Source organism: Pyxidicoccus sp. M6 (assembly GCF_055568925.1).
This window is the reverse complement of record NZ_CM145714.1, coordinates 7,510,061-7,527,164: the sequence shown is the minus strand read 5'-3', so window position 1 is coordinate 7,527,164 and position 17,104 is coordinate 7,510,061. Positions and strand designations below refer to the sequence as shown.

Annotated in this window: 14 protein-coding genes and 2 pseudogenes; 11 read left to right on the top strand and 5 right to left on the bottom strand. The window is 67.0% G+C overall.

The annotated features are described in order from the left end of the window. Positions 1 to 2: 2 nt before the first annotated feature. Genes ACVTJA_RS29565 through ACVTJA_RS29555 form a run of 3 tightly spaced genes read right to left on the bottom strand, consistent with a single transcriptional unit; the run spans position 3 to position 3,177 of the window. Positions 3 to 998: a tyrosine-type recombinase/integrase gene (locus tag ACVTJA_RS29565; protein ID WP_465824696.1), complete on the bottom strand. Its 996-nt coding sequence runs from the start codon at positions 996 to 998 to the stop codon at positions 3 to 5. Beyond that, on the bottom strand, positions 995 to 1,942 hold the full coding sequence (locus tag ACVTJA_RS29560) for a tyrosine-type recombinase/integrase (protein WP_465824694.1): 948 nt from the start codon (positions 1,940 to 1,942) through the stop codon (positions 995 to 997). Before ACVTJA_RS29560 ends, ACVTJA_RS29565 begins: the two co-directional genes overlap by 4 nt. Beyond that, positions 1,939 to 3,177, bottom strand: a complete 1,239-nt coding sequence (locus ACVTJA_RS29555; RefSeq protein ID WP_465824693.1) for a tyrosine-type recombinase/integrase — start codon at positions 3,175 to 3,177, stop codon at positions 1,939 to 1,941. Before ACVTJA_RS29555 ends, ACVTJA_RS29560 begins: the two co-directional genes overlap by 4 nt. A gap of 592 nt (positions 3,178 to 3,769) precedes the next feature. Between ACVTJA_RS29555 and ACVTJA_RS29550 the strand changes: the two genes are divergently transcribed. The 3 genes from ACVTJA_RS29550 to ACVTJA_RS29540 all read left to right on the top strand — a co-directional run bounded on the left by ACVTJA_RS29550 (position 3,770) and on the right by ACVTJA_RS29540 (position 5,676). Further along, a complete protein-coding gene (locus tag ACVTJA_RS29550) occupies positions 3,770 to 4,072 on the top strand; it encodes a single stranded DNA-binding domain-containing protein (RefSeq protein ID WP_465824691.1) in 303 nt (100 codons plus the stop codon). A gap of 11 nt (positions 4,073 to 4,083) precedes the next feature. After that, the gene (locus tag ACVTJA_RS29545) at positions 4,084 to 4,347 is read left to right on the top strand and encodes a hypothetical protein (RefSeq protein WP_465824689.1); all 264 of its coding nucleotides are present in this window, start codon (positions 4,084 to 4,086) and stop codon (positions 4,345 to 4,347) included. 201 nt (positions 4,348 to 4,548) lie between these two features. Next, positions 4,549 to 5,676 (top strand): beta-propeller fold lactonase family protein, encoded by a 1,128-nt coding sequence (locus ACVTJA_RS29540; RefSeq protein ID WP_465824687.1) that lies wholly within the window; start codon positions 4,549 to 4,551, stop codon positions 5,674 to 5,676. Here the strand turns inward: ACVTJA_RS29540 and ACVTJA_RS29535 are convergent. After that, the gene (locus ACVTJA_RS29535) at positions 5,651 to 6,046 is read right to left on the bottom strand and encodes a transposase zinc-binding domain-containing protein (RefSeq protein WP_465824685.1); all 396 of its coding nucleotides are present in this window, start codon (positions 6,044 to 6,046) and stop codon (positions 5,651 to 5,653) included. The two genes, ACVTJA_RS29540 and ACVTJA_RS29535, sit on opposite strands and share 26 nt — an antisense overlap. A 155-nt stretch (positions 6,047 to 6,201) precedes the next feature. Here ACVTJA_RS29535 and ACVTJA_RS29530 point away from each other — a divergent pair, with 155 nt between their 5' ends. Both ACVTJA_RS29530 and ACVTJA_RS29525 read left to right on the top strand, forming a co-directional pair. Then, complete coding sequence (locus ACVTJA_RS29530) at positions 6,202 to 7,029, top strand: hypothetical protein (RefSeq protein ID WP_465824682.1); 828 nt, start codon at positions 6,202 to 6,204, stop codon at positions 7,027 to 7,029. Between the two features lie 869 nt (positions 7,030 to 7,898). Further along, a complete protein-coding gene (locus ACVTJA_RS29525; protein WP_465824678.1) occupies positions 7,899 to 9,089 on the top strand; it encodes a Kelch repeat-containing protein in 1,191 nt (396 codons plus the stop codon). Positions 9,090 to 9,413: 324 nt separating this feature from the next. On the opposite strand, the pseudogene ACVTJA_RS29520 reads toward ACVTJA_RS29525, so the two are convergent. Then, positions 9,414 to 9,674: pseudogene (locus ACVTJA_RS29520) on the bottom strand (transposase); the annotation flags it as partial. Positions 9,675 to 9,786: 112 nt separating this feature from the next. Here ACVTJA_RS29520 and ACVTJA_RS29515 point away from each other — a divergent pair. From ACVTJA_RS29515 to ACVTJA_RS29490, 6 genes and pseudogenes are all read left to right on the top strand, one after another. Next, positions 9,787 to 10,692: a DUF6310 domain-containing protein gene (locus ACVTJA_RS29515; protein ID WP_465824677.1), complete on the top strand. Its 906-nt coding sequence runs from the start codon at positions 9,787 to 9,789 to the stop codon at positions 10,690 to 10,692. A gap of 1 nt (position 10,693) precedes the next feature. Continuing rightward, a complete protein-coding gene (locus tag ACVTJA_RS29510; RefSeq protein ID WP_465824675.1) occupies positions 10,694 to 11,452 on the top strand; it encodes a DUF5953 family protein in 759 nt (252 codons plus the stop codon). A 45-nt stretch (positions 11,453 to 11,497) separates the two neighbouring features. Further along, positions 11,498 to 12,058, top strand: coding sequence for a DUF2381 family protein (locus ACVTJA_RS29505; protein ID WP_465824673.1), 561 nt, complete (start codon positions 11,498 to 11,500; stop codon positions 12,056 to 12,058). Between the two features lie 94 nt (positions 12,059 to 12,152). After that, positions 12,153 to 12,960 (top strand): annotated as a pseudogene (locus ACVTJA_RS29500) (IS701 family transposase). A 361-nt stretch (positions 12,961 to 13,321) separates the two neighbouring features. Next, positions 13,322 to 14,878: a hypothetical protein gene (locus ACVTJA_RS29495; RefSeq protein WP_465824672.1), complete on the top strand. Its 1,557-nt coding sequence runs from the start codon at positions 13,322 to 13,324 to the stop codon at positions 14,876 to 14,878. A gap of 467 nt (positions 14,879 to 15,345) precedes the next feature. After that, positions 15,346 to 17,010, top strand: coding sequence for a M57 family metalloprotease (locus ACVTJA_RS29490; protein WP_465824670.1), 1,665 nt, complete (start codon positions 15,346 to 15,348; stop codon positions 17,008 to 17,010). Positions 17,011 to 17,104: the final 94 nt, after the last annotated feature.

The window sequence follows — 17,104 nt, the reverse complement described above, 5'->3', positions numbered from 1 at the left end:
GGCTACAGCCCCACCAGGAAGGCGAGCAGTTTGTCGCCGGGGCGATAGCGAGCGGGCTTCTGCTTCGTCGGCGTGGTGTGGGCGAGCGCCTTCTCCTTCAAGCCCATGTCGGCATGCAGGTAGAGCTGCGTCGTCTCGACGGACTCGTGGCCCAGCCAGAGCGCGATGACGGAGCGGTCGACCCCGTGCTGCAGGAGCGACATCGCCGTGCTGTGACGCAGCGTATGGGGCGTGGCCCTCTTGGCCTTGAGCGACGGACGTTGCTCGCGCGCGCTGGCGAGGTGGCGCTTCACCAGCGCTTCAACAGCGTCGCGGCTGAGCGGGCCGCCGCGCGAGCTGGGGAAGAGCGGCGCCGACGGCGGCCCTTCGTTCTCGGCCAGCCACGACTTGAGTACCGCGACGGCGTCCTTGCGCAGCGGCGTCGCCCGGTGCTTGCGGCCTTTGCCACGGCAGCGCACGTGGGCGCCGGTGCCGAGGCTGACGTCTTCGCGGCGCAGCCCAACGAGCTCCGACACGCGCAGGCCGGTCTGGGTCGCAACGAGCAGGAGCGCTCGATCGCGGCGCCCGATCCACTTCGTGAGGTCCGGCACCTTCAGCAGCACGGCGACGTCGCCGTCGTCGAGAAAGCCGACGGGCTTCCGCTCGTACCGCTTGTTGGGGATCGCGAGGACGCGCTGGCAGTGGAGCAGGTACGCGGGCTCGTTCATCGCGACGTAGCGGAAGAACGAGTGCAGCGCCGCCAGCCTCACGTTCCGCGAACGCACGCTGTTGCCGCGATCGCGCTCGAGGTGGTCGAGGAACTTGCTGATGAGGGCGGCGTCGAGGTCTTCGAGCGCGAGCGCGCTGGGCTGTTTACCCAGGCGCTTCGTCGCGAAGCCAAGCAGGAGCCGGAAGCAGTCGCGGTAGCTGGCGACGGTGTGCGAGCTGGCGCGCCGCTGCGCGAGCATCCTCTCGGTGAAGAAGGACTGAAGCAATGAGGGAAGCGTGGCGATGCTCATCGGCGGCCTCCCGCGCGCTGGCCCGTGACTCGCTCGGTCGCGAGCTGGAGCAACTCGGGAACCGCCTCGATGTACCAGTAGGTGTCGTTGACGTGCGCGTGCCCGAGGTAGGCCGACAGCTTGGGCAACTCGCGCTCGACGTCGACGCCAGCGCGGTACCAGGCGACCATCGTGCGTGCCGCGAAGCTGTGCCGCAGGTCGTGCACCCGAGGTCCGTGCCCGTGCCGGTAGCCCCCGGCAGGAGCGCGCAGACCGGCGGCGCGCGACACCATCGCGAAGTTGTACCGCATGGCCCAGTCGGTGACGCGCCACCCACGCTCGGAGACGAAGAATGCAGGCGTCGTCACCACCGGGAGAGCTTGGTCCCGCTGCTTGGCGTACCGGCGAAGCGCCGCGATGGTGGAGTTGCTCAGGGGGACCAGTCGGGTCTTGCCGAACTTCGTGTTGCGAATGGTGAGCTGGCGCTCTTGCAGGTCGACGTCGCTGCGGTCGAGGGCGATGGCTTCGCTGATGCGCAGTCCGGCGACGGCGAGCAACCCGAACATCGTCGAGAACGTGGACGACCGCATGCCTCGACGGCACGACAACTTCTCCGCCTCGCGGACGATGTTGGCGATCTGCTCCTCGCTGAAGATGAAGGGCGGCTTCCTGCGCACCGACGCCGTCAGCAACCCCGCGTCAGGCACTTCGGTGCGCGGGTCCCGCGCGAGGTACCACGCCGCAAACAGGCGGATGCGCTGCATCCGCTGCGCCCATGTGAACGGGTCGCCGTTGGCCGGTCGGCGCGCCCAGCGCAGGGCGAGCTCGGTGGTGATGTGCTTGGCCCCTTCGGCGTTGAGGAAGCCGAGGAAGCCGCGCAGACACTGCTCCGTGCTCTCGAGCTTGAAACCGAGCGCGCGACGGAGCTTGAGGTAGTCGTCCAATGACTTGCGCAGCGTGCTCATCGGGCACCTCCGACAGGCCAGGGCTGGGCCAGCCGCTGCAGAGAGGCGATGTCCACCTTCGCGTAGATCTCCGTCGTCGCGGGGCTGCGGTGGCGGAGCACGACGCCGATCTCGCTCATCGAGGCGCCGTCGCGGAGCATGTTGGTCGCGAGCGAGTGGCGCAGCATGTGCGCGCCTCGCGTCGGCACGTCGAGCCCAGCCCTGAGCGTGGCGTCGCGCACAATCGTCGTCACCGTGCCCTGGCCTGCGATCGCGGCGATGGGAGCACGCATCCTTGTGAAGACCCGGCGCGTCTCGCACTTGGGCCGGTCCCTCTTGATGTACGCAGCCAGCGCCTCTCCCACCTCGGCGAGCAGCGGCAGCGTCTCGATCGTGCTGCCCTTGCCCCGAATGACCAGCTCTCCAGTCCGCCATCGGATGTCGTCGAGCTCGCGACGCGCGACCTCACACGCACGCAGTCCAAGCCGCGCGAGCAACAGAAGAATCGCGAAGTCGCGCCGTCCCATCGACGTGCCTCGATCGCACGAAGCCAGTACCTGCTCGACCTGCCCGTGAGTGATGTACTTCGGCACGCCGGCGAACCGCCACCTCGCGACGGTGGGCACAACGCCGGTGAGGTCCACCTCGATCTCTCCCTGCTCGAGCAGGAAGCGAAAGAAGGACCGCAGGATGCTCATGTGGGTCTGTTGGGTGCGTGGAGAAAGGCGCTTGGCTGTCCACAACACGAAGCGCGTGATGTCTTTTTCTCCGAGCGCATGAAGTTGAAGCGGACCGTGACCGAAGCAGCGCTGGAGGAACTCCTGCACCACGGAGATGTGCCGACGCACGGTCTCGGGCATCAGCGCACGACGCTGCTCGAGGTACGTGGCGAAGCGGTGTGCCAGGGCGGCGGCCTCGGTGCGCTCCGGGGGCTGCTGCGATGGGACCACTCCCTGCGTGCGCAGGAGGCCGAGGAGCCGTCGCAGCGGCTTCGTCCCCGTGTGGCGCACGCGCGGCACTCGTCGCTGCTTCCGCCAGAACTCCGCGATGACGTCGTCGTCGATCTCCGCGACGCTCAGCCCGCGTCGCTCGAGCCATTGGCCGAAGAGTCGGAACACGTAGCAGTGATTGCGCACCGTATCTGGCGGGTACCCGTGCTCCTTTGCCGTCGAGGTGTAGGTATCGAGGTACGCGCCGAAGAACCCGGCGCGGTGGCGGCGCAGGATCTCTGCGCGCCTGAAGTAGTCGTCCAACATGGCTTCTCCTTGGGCGGCGTCAGTGCCGCCGGGAGAAGTCACCCTGATTATGCCGCGTCCAGAAAGGCCTCGGCGTCGCTCGCTGCTCGGCGCCACGCGCGTGTCGCGGCTCGAGTCGGCATTATTCGGAGGTCGGCATAATGCCGCAGGTCGTGCCAGCCGATGCGCCCCTGTGTTGATGGTCTCCACGGCGGCGCGTAGCGAGCGCGGTGGCCGCTGTGGCGCTCGGCGTGGCGGCACTGGCGGCCTACGCACTGCTGCGCCCCTCCACGCCCCCGGTGGCGCAAGCTCCGGAGGTCCAGGCACCCGCCCCGCCTTCCGTCGCGCGAGATGCCGGCTCCCGCGCGGTGGCCGCCACCTCGCCTCCAGCGCCCTACCACCATGTCAAACTCCGGACGGGTAACTACATCCGGGGGACGGCTATGCGTGCGCGAACTTCGGAGTATGAGATTGGACGCGCCAATGGAACGGGCGCTCACCAATTCCTTCGGGATGCAGAACCAGGAGCATTCTATGTTCATGCTACGGACGCAGTGAAAGGTCGGGCTGGCAGCCCTGCGCGGTGACGGTCCTCGCTGTTCCAGGAGCGGTCGTGGCGAAGGGCTCGCACGACTCCATCGCCGAGGCGCGCCAGCAGCCCCTGGATAGCACCGTGACGGTGGTGGGCGTGGCGACGTCGTTCACCGGAGCCTTCTTCCCCAATGACAACGGCTTCGCCATCCAGGAGAAGAAGGTCGGCATCTACATCCTCGACCCGCTCGATGCGGACATCCAGAGCGGCCAGGTGGTCCGGGTGACGGGCACGCTGACCAACTCCTTCGGGCAGGTGCTCAGCGTCGCTCCGACCTCCATCGAGGTGCTGGGGGAGGCGAACGTGCTCCCGCTCACCCCGTGATGACGGGCGATGTGAGCGAGGAGACCGAGGGCCGCCTCGTCCGCATCGAGGGCACCCTCGTCAGCGACATCGAGGATGACGCCCCCTTCGGGTTCAAGTTCGCGGTGGATGATGGCACCGGCCCCACCTTCGTGTTCGTCAATGCCGGCACGGGCATCGACGTGAGCGGGCTGGAGCAAGGGCCAGCGCGTCGTCATCCAGGGCTTCAGCGGAGAGTTCCTCGGGGAGCACGAAGTGGCTCCCGTGTTACCGGAGGACATCCGCCAACACCGTGACCGCCACCATCCCGGGCGGAGCCAGCCCCGACTCTATAGCCTTCCAGCCGGCACAGTCACCGCAAGCCCAAATCGCGGCGCTCATCGCTCAGGTCAATGCGCTGTTCGCTGGGCGGGCCTCACGCAGAATCAGGGCAACGCATTAATCAATAAGCTCGACCAAGTCAGCGCCAAGCTCGGATGCTAAAGGAGAAAGAGACCATGAAGAATTTCCCCCGGAAGATTTCAACGCCGTCGGTCGGCGCGGCGGTTCGTGTAGCGACGCTGGCGTTGTTTCTCGCGGTCTTCGGCGCGGCCGCGGCCCACGCCCAAACTCAGGCCTACGTGACGAACGGTTATGACAACTCGGTCACGGTGATAGACACGAGCACCAACACCGTCACCGCCACCATCCCGGTCGGGTCAGGTCCGGCTGGAATCGCCGTCACGCCGAACGGGGCGCGTGCCTACGTGGCGAATTTCGGCGGCACCGATGTCTCTGTGATCGACACGGCGAGCAACACCGTCATCACCACCGTGCCGCTTGCGGCAACTCCATTCGGAGTCGCCGTCACGCCGAACGGGGCCTTCGCTTACGTGGCGGATGGTGATGGCTTTGGCGGCGAGGTCTCTGTGATCGATACGAGCACCAATACCGTCGCCGCCACCATCCCGGTCGGCGCCAATCCACTAGGAATCGCCATCACGCCGAACGGGGCGCGTGCCTACGTGGTGAATGGTGTCGATAACACCGTCTCGGTGATCGACACGGCGACCGGCACGGTCATCGCCACCGTGCCAGTCGGAAACTCCCCGCAAGAAGTCACCGTCTCGCCTGACGGGGCCTTCGCCTACGTGACGAATCCTTTTGACAACACGCTCTCGGTGATCGACACGGCGACCAACACGGTGACCGCCACCCCTTCGGTCGGGAGTTTTCCCATCGACATAGACATCACGCCGAACGGCGCGTCCGGCTATGTGTCGATTGCGGGTAGCAGCGCCGTCGCGGTGCTGGCGACCGCGAGCAACACCGTCGTCACCACCATCCCCGTCGGGTCAAACCCGTACGGAGTCGCCGTCACGCCGAACGGCGCCTCCGTCTACGTGGTGAACAACAGCGACGCCACCGTCTCGGTCATCAGCACGGCCACGAATACGGTGACAGCCACCATCCCGACCGGGCCGGTCGGAAGCGGCCCGTTCTATATCGCCTTCGCGGTCAGGACGCAGGGGCCGACGGGCAAAGACCAGTGCAAGAACGGCGGCTGGCAGACCTTCACCAACCCGAAGTTCATGAATCAGGGGGAGTGCGTCTCCTTCGTCAACCACATGAACCACTCGCAATGAATCGCACCCGGTGCGGAAAGGACAACGTCCACTGACGGTAGGGCACCACGTGCGGCAGCACTCGCTCCACCAGGTGCACCGCCGTCACCTGCGCCTGCTTCGCGTTGCAGGAGGGGCACACCCCTCGCCCCTTGCACGAGAAGGCGACGAGCAGTTCGTCCTTACAACTCTCGCAGCGCACCCGCGCGAATCCGTGCACCAGCACGCCGCACTCCAGGTACCTTGCGAAGGCCCGCTCCACATACCGGGGCAGGCCGCGCCCCACGTCGCTCGCCTCCGCCAGCAGCGTGGCAAGGTTCTCCCTCACCGCCTCGTACAGCACCGTCCCCTCCGGCTGCCTCCGCCGGTACGCCCACCCCCGCTCCTCCACCTGCCCCTCCCCAGCTCCACCTCGCCAGGGCACACGCTACCGTCAGCCTCCCACGGGCTTCTCGTGAGCCCTGCGAGACTGGGGAACTCGGGCCGCTCGCGTCCGTGAGCGGGTTGACCCTGTGGGGCCGCCAAGGTCTGGTCTAATGGCGGCCCATGTCTTCGCACCCACTGTCCGGCCCGCCTCCCGAGAACAACCGAGCCACCTTCGCCGATGTGCTGTCCGACGACCTCGAGCGGGCGCGTGGCCTGCTCGCGAGCGTGCCGAGAGCGCCGCGCGTGCCCTCGAAGGAGGCCCGGCGCCTGGTGCTCGCCTTCGCGGGCCCCCAGCGCGTCATGCTCTACGGCAGCCTCTTCTTCCTGCTTGCCGGTGGGCTCATCTGTGTCTTCTTCCAGTCCCCTCGTGCCGTGGGGGACCTGCTGCTGGACCTGCAGTCCTTCGATGTCCCCGGCGTCGTCGACTCGGTCGAGGTGGGGATGCGCAAGCGCAGGTCCCGCCCGCCCGTGTACTGCGCGCGCTTCCACTCGGAGGACGGCACGCTGGTGGGGCGCAGTTGCGAGCCGGGCGGCAGCTTTCAGCCCGGCCAGCGCGTGGTCCTCGAGCGGCGCGGAGACCAGGCCCGTATCCGCGGCACCACCCTCACCCCCATGGGGCGCCTGGGAGGGCTCGCGCTGTTGTTCCCCCTCGCGGGCGCCGTGGGCCTGTTGTTCGTCGTGCGGGCCAACCACCGTGAGTCGCGCGCGGCCCGCGTGGGCATCCCGATTCTCGCGCGGGTGACGTACTTCGGCGACGGAAAGCCGGTGCGCAAGCAGGGGCCGCCGCCCACGGAGCTGCGCTGGAGCTTCATCGTGCGTGGCGAGCGGTATGAGGGCTGTCTCTCCCTGGACAGCGCGTCCGAGTTCGACTTCCTTCCCAGCCGCGACGTCATCGTCGCGCTCTATGACCCGGCGGCTCCGGGCATCAACACCGTCTACGTGCCCTAGAAGCTGTCCCTGAGCTCGTGAGCGGGAATCGACCCGGCGGGCCGGTCATCCGGCGCGTCCGGGCGCGGTCCAGAGAGGAGCCGGGAAGGCGCTCACGGCCCACAGGCGCGTTTCGCTGCGGCCACGCAGTCATTCGTGTTCTGGCAGCTCGCGCAACGCAGCTTCGTGTTGTTGTGCTTGTAGTAGCACCCAACGGGCTCCGAATGGGCGTTACGCACCTCGCAGAACACGATGGTCCCAGTGGAGGCGAGCAAGAGCCAGGAGCCAGCTCCACGTTCGATGGGTCACGCTTTGTTCCTGTCCAGGAAGTGAAGTGTGTCATGGTCCCGCCTTCTGCACTGATTGGGGATGCGTCTGCGTTCAGGTGTCAGGCGAATGGCAGCTGTGTCGTTTCAGTAGCCAGTGTTCGTTGGACCGGTGCGCCCTTCAGCAGGGCTCACCGGAGTCCCTCCACTGCGGTAAAGGTCACTGCTGAGTTCAAGGGCTGGATGGACAGGCACTTCCCTGGCACATGGTGCTGATACAGCGCCTCCTGCTCAGGACCGGCGGAGGCATCTGGTGGAGCCCAGACCTCCTACTGAAGCGACCGGACTGGCTGCGGGAGCCCGGGGCGGAGACGTCCTGGGGGAGAGGGTGTGGTGGCCCTTCGTGACGTTCTGGCAGGTGACGGCCGATCTCCCGCTGGGCATGGCGGCGCTGCCCGGGTGTTGACGTGCGTGCTTGAAGTCTCCCGTTGTCGGTGACAAGGATGCGCGTCGCCGGCCCGTGAGGGTTGGAAAGGCTTCCACCTTCGCGTGAGCTGGCGATCACGCCCGGACATGACAAGGACCTTCCTGCCATGGCAGGGCTTCGCTCCAAAGGGGCAATCCATGACGCGTTCCTTCGCATCCGCCTTCCCATCCATCTTGTTGTTGCTTGCCAGCGCGGCCTGCGGTCCCGGCCCGAACCACGACCAGGAGCCGACGGGGCCCTCCGCCGCGGTCGAAGTGGCCACCGAGCGTCAGGCCCTCGCCAGTTGGAGCTCCGCCGCGTCGATGTCCACGGCCCGATTCGACCACAGCGCCACCGTCCTGCCGTCGGGCAAGGTGCTGGTGGCCGGCGGCGACCCGGGCACGACCAGCTACCTTGCCAGCGCGGAGCTCTATGACCCGGCCACCAACACCTGGTCCGCCACGGGGAGCATGACGCAGGCCCGCTCGGCCCACGTCGCCGTCCTGCTGGCGTCGGGCAAGGTGCTCGTCATCGGAGGTACCTTCGGCACCACCACCACCGCGGAGCTGTACGACCCGGCCACGGGGACGTGGACTGCCACCGGCAGCCTCGCCACGTTGCGCACCAACTTCACCGCGACCCTGCTGTCCTCGGGACAGGTCCTCGTCACGGGCGGCCGTGGCAATGGTGGCGTCTACCTGACCAGCTGCGAGCTGTACGACCCGGCCACCGGCACCTGGTCCGCCACGGGCAGCCTCGCCGCGGGACGCATGGACCACTCCGCCGTGCAGCTCGGCAACGGGCAGGTGCTCGTCAGCGGCGGCCTCTACATGGTCTTCACCTCCCTGTTCCGGATCAACAGCGCGGAGCTGTACGACCCGGTCACCGGCACCTGGTCCACGACAGGAAGCCTCGCCACGGGGCGCAGCGGGCACCTGTCGCTCCTGCTGCCCTCCGGCAATGCGCTGATCGTGGGAGGACTGGCCGGCAGCGGCAAGCTCCCCGGCCACTACTCGGTCTCTGCGGCCGAGTTGTTCAGCGCGGGCACCATGTCGTCCGCGGGCACGATGAGCAGCCCGCGCCACGGCCACGCCGCCGCCGCACTGCCTTCGGGCGCCATCCTGGTGTCGGGGGGCCTGAACAAGATTGGCGGCAGCACCACGACGCAATTCCTGTCCAGCGCGAGCCTGTACGACCCGGCCACCGGCACCTGGAGCGCCACGACCAGCATGCTGGCGGTGCGCAACCACTTCACGCTCAGCACCCTGCCGTCGGGCAAGGTGCTGGCGGTGGGAGGCACCAACAGCTCGGGCCTGGGGCTCGCCTCCACGGAGCTCTACACGCCGTGACCTGAGCGTCCCGGGGCTCCCGCTCGCATGCGGGAGCCCCGAGGCATGGGTGTCTATTTCTCGAGGCGTATGTGGGCAGGCCCAGGTGCTCCAGCACCGCCTTCAGCGAGGGCCCGTCGATGGCGAAGCAATAGCGCGCACTTCGCTCTTCAGCTCTCGGCTGCGGCCCACCTGCGGCACGAAGAGGACGAGCGAGACGGCGCCATGCACCCACGACGTGACGCACCTGGAGCTCAAGCTTGAGATGTTTCATGGGGATGTCTGTCGTGTTTTCCCTGCGGGAGCAAGAAGCCTGCCTTGGCAGGTAAGAGCGCCTAACAAAAGTCAGGTTTGAAGGCCTCGGAAGAGAATGAGGCAGCAGCCCAGCACGAGGAAGCCGAAGTGGATATCGTCCCGCCGCTCATCGCGCACCCGCAGGCGACGCAGCCGATTCTTCCACGCGTTCGTTCGCTCAGCCACCCAGCGATGTCGCCCCAGTCGCTCTTTCGATTCGATGCCAGGGCGAGCGATGCGAGGAGCGATGCCGCGCCGACGTAGTTCTCGACGGTTCTTCCGCGAGGCGTACGCCTTGTCGCCATGCATCTTCGTGCCGCACTCCGGCGCGCTCCGAGCACCGTAGGCGTCAGAGCGTGCTGTCATACCCCAGAACAGGCCCGCCTTGACCCACAACCCCCTGGCCTGATTGAAGGATGTGACCATGCGACTCCGCGCCTGCGCCGCACTTCTGCTCTTTCTCTCAGCCTGTGCTACGTCGGCGCCGAGCCCGAAAGGCCCAGCAGTCCGGAACCCGAGGATCGCCAACCTCCAGCGAGCGGCGACGCTGCCGTGGGCGGATGGGGGGCGATGCGTGGTGCGGGAGGCATCCAACGAATGGGCCGTGCTTGTGGAGCGGTGCTATCACGCGCTCGACCATGACCGGATCGAGTTTCGCGATGTCACGGGAAGATGCTCTGTCGCCTCTGCCGGTGCTGCGACCTTGGGGTTGGGCGTCTGCATTCTGATAGCACCCGAGATAGTCGTTGGGGCCGTGATTGTCGCTGGCGCAGTCGTGGTGGCAGTCGCCATCAAAGAGGAGTTGGATGCATATCGAAGGGCATCCCGTGAGCGTGCGAAGCCCGAGACCCAAACGCGGCCCTCCAATGAGCAGGAGCCCTCCGCGAATCGCAAGCCCGAGCCCGAGCCAGCAGGGCAGGATTGGTTCCCTCCAGGACCGACCGAGCCATTGGACCGAGAGCGCCGCCCTGAGTGCCGGCCCGTCCCGGTGTCGCATCGTGGCGGCAATGACCCTCACGACGACTGCGCCGACCTCATTCCGCAGAACAGCTTCCCCGGCTGGGACGTGCTTGTCAATGGCAAGCAATTCGATGCGCTGGTGCTTGTTACGCGGACTCTATGGGACATCAAGACTGACAATTTCGACAAACATAACCTGCACTCCCAGCAGTTTTTTGCCCGAGTGAAGCTGCCGGAATTGCAACGCGAGAAAAGGCTTGCAGAGGCTTGTGGATATAACTTTGTCGTTGGTGTGCGAAGTGCCGCTCACAAGGCTGCACTTAAGCGGCTGGATCCCAACCTTGACGTCGTAGTGATGGACTGGTGCTAATATGTCAGTCTTCCCTGATGAACTCGGCATCATTGTTTATGCGCCTGCGCTCGGACGCGATGACAATCGCTCCCTCGCTATCGTTCATGGCATGGAAAGCGCGCTTCCTGGTCTACGGCTAGACTGGACGTATTCCGAGAAGGAAGAGTTTGTTGCGTTGCCTCACCGCGATGAGTGGGTTGCGGCAGACAGGACTGACAACGGATTTCCGTTCATTTGTAACGATGACAGAAGCCGCCCAGTGACGATTACCGCCTGGGAGAACCCGAACGGGCTTTCGGCAGGGGGGGGGGCGCATTTGGAAGTTCATGGTTCACTGCACCTGGACGCCGCCACCATTTCAGCGGCGGCGGGTGTGTTGGCTGCCATTGGGGAGGGGGCTCGCGGTTTCTGGGGACATGCAACGCCGTTCAACGTGGGGGTGGAGATCGCCGAACAGACGGCGCCAACATTGGCCGGGCCACCGTCCCCGCCCCGAGGGCTGCCAGCACTCAAGCTTTCGAGGGAAATTCGCGCGCCTGAGATTCCGCATCGCCTTGGGTGGCTGAACTACTGGTCTGCCGCTTCCGCGAAAGCGATCGGGTTCCCGGACCCTGCCCGCGACACGGACCTGCTTTCACGGTCGCGGCGCACGGCATCGGGAGGGTGGGTTGTGCAGCTCACCGACGTGCCGCTCGACCTGGACAACCCCGCGCACCTGGACGCGCTTAAACGGGCCTATGAGCGCTTCCCGGAGATCGGTGGTCGCTCAGCGCTTTGACCCCTCCCCGGGCGCACGAAGCGAGAGCGGCCGGTCGCTGTCGTCGTGAACCCGGCCGAACCGTTGCCCGAGATTCGCGTCGAAGCGGCAGCCCCGACGTTGCTGTTCTTCCCGACGACGACGATCGCGGAAAGTACGCTCACTGTTGACGAGAAGCCGCGCACGGTCGACACGGCGGCGGTTCCGGGCGATGGGCCGCGGATTCGGGTTCTCGACATAGGCAAGCGCACGATCCTCATTCAACCCGTGGAGGATCTCCGGCCGGGCGAGCGTCACGAGCTTTCGGTCTTCTTCGCGGACGGACAGGCACCGGCACGGGCCGCCTTCGCGCTCGTGACGGACCCGGCCGAAACGGATGTTCGGCTCGACGTGAATCGTCCCATGTCGCCGAGCGGTCCCTGTCCTGCCGAAGCGCCGCGCCTCCCTCCCAGGCCGGAAGACTTCCTGTTGCTGGGCTACGTCGACGGGAACGGGGTCAGAACGGGCGCGGTTGGCCCGGGGCAGGACGAAGCGGGCGGGTTGCGGTCGATTCCGGGCAGTTCGTATCGCGGGAAGGTGTGGGCGCTGGTGGACGTGATGGTTAGGAACTTGGTACTACAGTTGTAGTTCGGAAGACCTGATGGGTGGCCTCCTGTTGATCCAACAGGAGAGGTAGCCGGAGGTTTCCCATGGGGCACAGGTCGAGGCCGAACGTGACGAGGTGGTCCTGGCGAGAAGGCTGGCCGCGGAGTTCGAGCGAGTCGCCGCATGGCTGGAACCGCACTTCCGCCGACGAGAAGCGCACGAGGCAGCCAGCCTCTACGTGAAGGCGCTGTTGTCGCGAGCCGAGAGGAAAAATGCATGGGGCCTGGCCGAGGCGGCTGGCAAGCCCGCGCCGTATTGCTTCCAGCACCTGCTGCTGCGGGCGAGGTGGGACGAGGAGGCCGTGCGCGATGACGTCCTGGGCTACGCACGCGAGCGGCTCGGCGAGGGCGGCGTGTTGGTGGTCGACGAGACAGGCTTCTTGAAGAAGGGCGAGAAGTCGGCCGGGGTGGCACGCCAGTACTCGGGCACCGCCGGGCGGATTGAGAACTGCCAGGTGGGAGTCTTCCTCGCCTACGAAACGCCCCGGGGCCACGCGCTGATAGACCGGGAGCTGTACCTGCCCGAGGAGTGGATGCGCCACTGACGTGGCGCATTACCTGGTGCACACCCCCGCCAATACCTCGCTGGAAGCCATGGTGAAGGCCGCTGGCAGTCGCTGGCCGGTGGAGGAGTGTTTCGAGTCGGGCAAGGGCGAGGTAGGGCTGGCTGACTATGAAGTGCGCAGCTACGCCGGCTGGTACCGCCACATGACGCTGTGCTTGGTGGCCCATACGTACCTGGCCGCCGCGCGCTCGCTGGCCAATACCGAGGAGTTATTGCCTCCCCCAAAAGTGCTGGGCCCGCCGCGCCGCAGAAACCGGATGGTCGCGTTTCGAAGGCGCCAGGGCCTGCTCTCCTCGTTCGCTTCTCTGTCCAGGAGATAAGACGTCTGCTGCTGGCGCTCGTCTGGAGGATGCGCCCGACGGTGGACTTTGTGCTGCGGTGGAGCCGCTGGCGGAGACGCCACCAAGCCATTGCCAAACTGTGCCATTACCGCCGCAGCAATCCTCGGCTCAAAGTGCAACTGTAGTACTAAACCCCATACCCAGGACGCTCCGGAACGACTCATCAGACGTTGATACATGCCTGTCCAATGACTGGCCGCCTGTCCACTCAATCCTGAGCAAACTTGTCCAGACGAACGGTCCAGAACTCAACGACTCGCGGCTGACGAACCCGCGGGGCGATGCGGGGGAGGCGTTGACTGATTCTAGTCTGGATTATCTTTCACGAAAGAGGGGGGGTATGTCCTGGCAACGCCTGCTGCTCCTGCTCGCCTTATCCCTGTCATCGGCGGGGTGTAATGACGAGCCCACCACTCCACCCGACGCCGGCACGCCGACGCACACCGACGCAGGAGGCCCGGACGGCTCGACGCCGGACGACCCCACCACGGTGACGGTGAAGCGCGGCCTTCGCTACCACACGTCCGCCGGGGTGGAGACCGTGGTCGATACCTCCGCGCCCCCCGAGCTGTTCATCCTCGAAGGCACGTCCCTCCGACGCATCGACGGCACCGCCATGGACGGCGGGAACCACCACTTCACCGGCATCCCGGCGGGCACCTCCTACTATCTCAAGAGCGGCCTCGACTACGTCGTCACCGACGCGCGCGCAGTGGACCTCACCCTGGACCTGCTCGGCCGTTCCGACGCGGGCCCCGCGAGCGAGAGTGGCCAGGTGGCCGTCCTCCTCGACGTGAGCGGGCTGGAGTCGCCGACCCCGGAGTGGCCCAACCACCTGTTCCCCTTCGTCCCCTTCGAGTTCATCTCCAACGACGGGGACTCCACGGGGTACCTCTACTTCGACACGGGCCTCGGTCCGGGGCAGAGCACCTACGCTGGCGAGGGGCGCATGTTCAACGTTCCCCCATTCATCGCGGAGCGGGGGGACCGGGCCTGGGTGAACCAGTTCGCCACGCGCGAGGCGGGCCACCTGCCTGACGGCGGGAGGCTCGGCTACGAGACCGTCGTACGCAGCCTCCAGCTTCCCCCCTTCTCCCATGACGCCGGTACGCCCCTGGAGGTGCGGGGGACGTTCCAACCAGCGCCGATGACGGACGTCTCGCTCGACTGGCGCCTGTCGGCCTTCGCAGCTTACGCCTCGGCCGCCCACCCCGGCGCCACGTCCAGCGGCTCGCAACTCAGCGTGTTCCCGGCCGCGCACGGGCTGGAGTACGGGTGGGTGGGTTCCTCGGGCGAGCTGCTCGAGCTCCTCACTCCCCGCGGCACCACCGTGGACCTTGTCCTCCCCCTGAGCTACGGCAACCCGTACCCGTCCACCTGGGGCGTGTTGGGCCGGGCCAGCCATGCCTTCCGCTATCCCACCACGCTGTCCAACGGCGCGGCGGTTGTCCTCGGCGGCTCCATTGAAACCACCGACCGGATGTCCGCCCTCGTCGCCGGGGCCATCGTCCCGCGCATCTCGCCGCCGCGCGGCCTTGCCATCGACGGGCAGGACGCGTACGTGGCCCGCAGGCTGGAGGGCAGCCCCGTCGTGAGCTGGACGCCGCCAGAGCTCGGCACGCCGAGCCTCTACACGCTGAATCTCGTCCGGTACGACGCCCCGTTACCAGAGAGCACCCAGCCACTCGCGGTCCCCGTGGGCCGCTTCCACCTCCCCGGTACCGCCCGCGCGGTGCGGCTGCCCGCCGGCATCCTCCAGCCGGGCAAGGACTACGTCCTGCGACTGACGGCCTACTCCTCGCCCGGGGTGGACCTGTCGAGCGCTCCGCTCGTGAGCTTCAACAGGGTTCCCTTGTACGGCGCGACGACGGTGAGCGGCGTCCTCACCACGCCCTGAGGCGGGCTGCCCCGGCTCCCAGGAGCCGGGGCTTCGTCCTGACAAGCCTCGCTGCGGCCTTGCACGTCGCGCGTGGCCAGGCTGTCGGCACGGCGGGCATCTTCGTCGACGCAGCGCGGAACACGTTGTGGGCCGGCCCATGGGGAGTCCCTCCGCCGAGCCAAAGGCGGTGTAGAAGCTGCCGCCCGTCTCATGGCCCGGGGCCGACACCTCGGACTGCACCGTCCGCACCGTGGAGCGCGTCCCGTCATGGGATGCGTTCAACGCGAGGATGACTCAGGGTCAAAGAATTCTTGATAAACACGGAATACTTGTTTAAGTATGCAATCTATCAGGAGAGGGGAGCGCGCCTGATTGGCTCGAGCTTCGACCGCAGCGACACGAAGACTCACGCCAACGTGGATGTGACATTTTCAAACACAGATGCATGAGTAACTCACCTTGCTGAAGATGAGGAGGTGCCGCACATGATGAAGATTCGAATGCTGGTCGCAGTGTGGTGCGCCCTGGCAATCGGTTGTGCCGAGCAGCCGCAGGAGTCCGAGCTCTCCGAGACGCAGGAGATCATCGAGAACCTGAAGCAGGCCGGGTTCCCGGCCGACGACATCCTGCTCGTCGACGGGAAGGTCTACGCCGGACGGGACGCGGAGGTGTCCCTCGCGGCGTCGCGCGAGCTGCTCGAGACGGGTGAAACCATCGAGGAGCAGTACCGCACGACGAACCTCGTCGGCGCGGCGATCACGAAGATCTGCGTCAACGGCTCGACGTTCACCGGCGCCTTCAGCACGGCGCTCGACCTGGCGATCCAGAACTACGACGAGCTCCCGCTCAGCTTCGCGATGGCGCGGACGCCAAGCAGTGGGTGCAGCTTCACCATCAACGCGGTGATCGACCCGAACCTGAACGGCGGCGTCGCCGGGTTCCCCTCGGGAGGACAGCCGTTCGGGCAGATCACCATCGGCGGCCTGCTCAGCCAGTACAGCGTCGATGTGATCGAGCACGTCATCACCCATGAGCTCGGCCACACGATCGGCTTCCGCCACTCGGACTACTACAACCGCAGCATCAGCTGCGGCAGCGGCGGCGACGAGGGCGACAGCGGCGTCGGCGCGATCCACATCCCGGGCACGCCGACGACGGCCGTGGTCGGCGGCTCGATCATGAACTCGTGCTTCCGCTCGGTCGAGACCGGCGAGTTCACCAGCACCGACGTGACGGCGCTGCAGACGCTGTACTCGGGCGCGACGCCGCCCCCGGTGCTCGACTACCCAATCGCGTTCCAGGCCAACACCGGCACGCTGTGGGTCGTCGGACCCGGCGGCCCGGGCAACACCGGCTACGGCATGGCGGCGGGCACCAGCCCGAGCCTCACACGCCTCACGAACGGCGGCATCCAGGTCGCGTTCCAGGCGAACACCGGCGCGCTGTGGACCTGGGGCTCCGCCGGCACGGCCAACCTCGGCTACGGCATGGCGGCGGGCACCAGCCCGAGCATCACGGCGCTGCCCAACGGTGGCTATCAGATTGCCTTCCAGGCGAACACCGGCGTGCTCTACTACACGGGCTCCGCGGGCTCGGCGAACACCGGCTACGGCATGGCGGCGCGCACCAGCCCGAGCATCACGACACTCACCACCGGCGGGTTCCAGATTGCCTTCCAGGCGAACACCGGCGTGCTCTACTACACGGGCTCCGCGGGCTCGGCGAACACCGGCTACGGCATGGCGGCGAACACCAGCCCGAGCATCGCCGGTCTGGCGACGGGCGGGTTCCAGATTGCCTTCCAGGCGAACACCGGCGTGCTCTACTACACGGGCTCCGCGGGCTCGGCGAACACCGGCTACGGCATGGCGGCGAACACCAGCCCGAGCATCACCCGCCTGACCGGCAGCGGGTTCCAGATTGCCTTCCAGGCGAACACCGGCGCGCTCTTCTACACGGGCTCGGCGGGTTCGGCGAACACCGGCTTCGGCATGGCGGCGAACACCAGCCCGAGCATCGCGCCACGGTCGTCCAGCGGCTTCGACATCGCGTTCCAGGCGAACACCGGCACGCTGTGGAAGTTCGGCGGGACCGGCTCAGGCGACCTCGGCTACGGCATGGCCGGGGGCACCAGCCCCGGCGCCCGGTAGCGCGGGGCTCTCACGGCATCGGGTGTGTGCCCGGCGCAGGGGGCGTGGCGAGAACACGCCTTCGGCGTCGGGCACTGACTGCCAGGCCTGCGGC

Excerpts from the sequence above, each read along its gene's own strand:
- ACVTJA_RS29515 (WP_465824677.1), top strand. The coding sequence starts at position 9,787 with ATGCGACTCCGCGCCTGCGCCGCACTTCTGCTCTTTCTCTCAGCCTGT.
- ACVTJA_RS29530 (WP_465824682.1), top strand. The coding sequence starts at position 6,202 with ATGTCTTCGCACCCACTGTCCGGCCCGCCTCCCGAGAACAACCGAGCC.
- ACVTJA_RS29525 (WP_465824678.1), top strand. The coding sequence starts at position 7,899 with ATGACGCGTTCCTTCGCATCCGCCTTCCCATCCATCTTGTTGTTGCTT.
- ACVTJA_RS29495 (WP_465824672.1), top strand. The coding sequence starts at position 13,322 with ATGTCCTGGCAACGCCTGCTGCTCCTGCTCGCCTTATCCCTGTCATCG.
- ACVTJA_RS29565 (WP_465824696.1), bottom strand. The coding sequence starts at position 998 with ATGAGCATCGCCACGCTTCCCTCATTGCTTCAGTCCTTCTTCACCGAG.
- ACVTJA_RS29510 (WP_465824675.1), top strand. The coding sequence starts at position 10,694 with ATGTCAGTCTTCCCTGATGAACTCGGCATCATTGTTTATGCGCCTGCG.
- ACVTJA_RS29555 (WP_465824693.1), bottom strand. The coding sequence starts at position 3,177 with ATGTTGGACGACTACTTCAGGCGCGCAGAGATCCTGCGCCGCCACCGC.
- ACVTJA_RS29560 (WP_465824694.1), bottom strand. The coding sequence starts at position 1,942 with ATGAGCACGCTGCGCAAGTCATTGGACGACTACCTCAAGCTCCGTCGC.
- ACVTJA_RS29540 (WP_465824687.1), top strand. The coding sequence starts at position 4,549 with ATGAAGAATTTCCCCCGGAAGATTTCAACGCCGTCGGTCGGCGCGGCG.
- ACVTJA_RS29490 (WP_465824670.1), top strand. The coding sequence starts at position 15,346 with ATGATGAAGATTCGAATGCTGGTCGCAGTGTGGTGCGCCCTGGCAATC.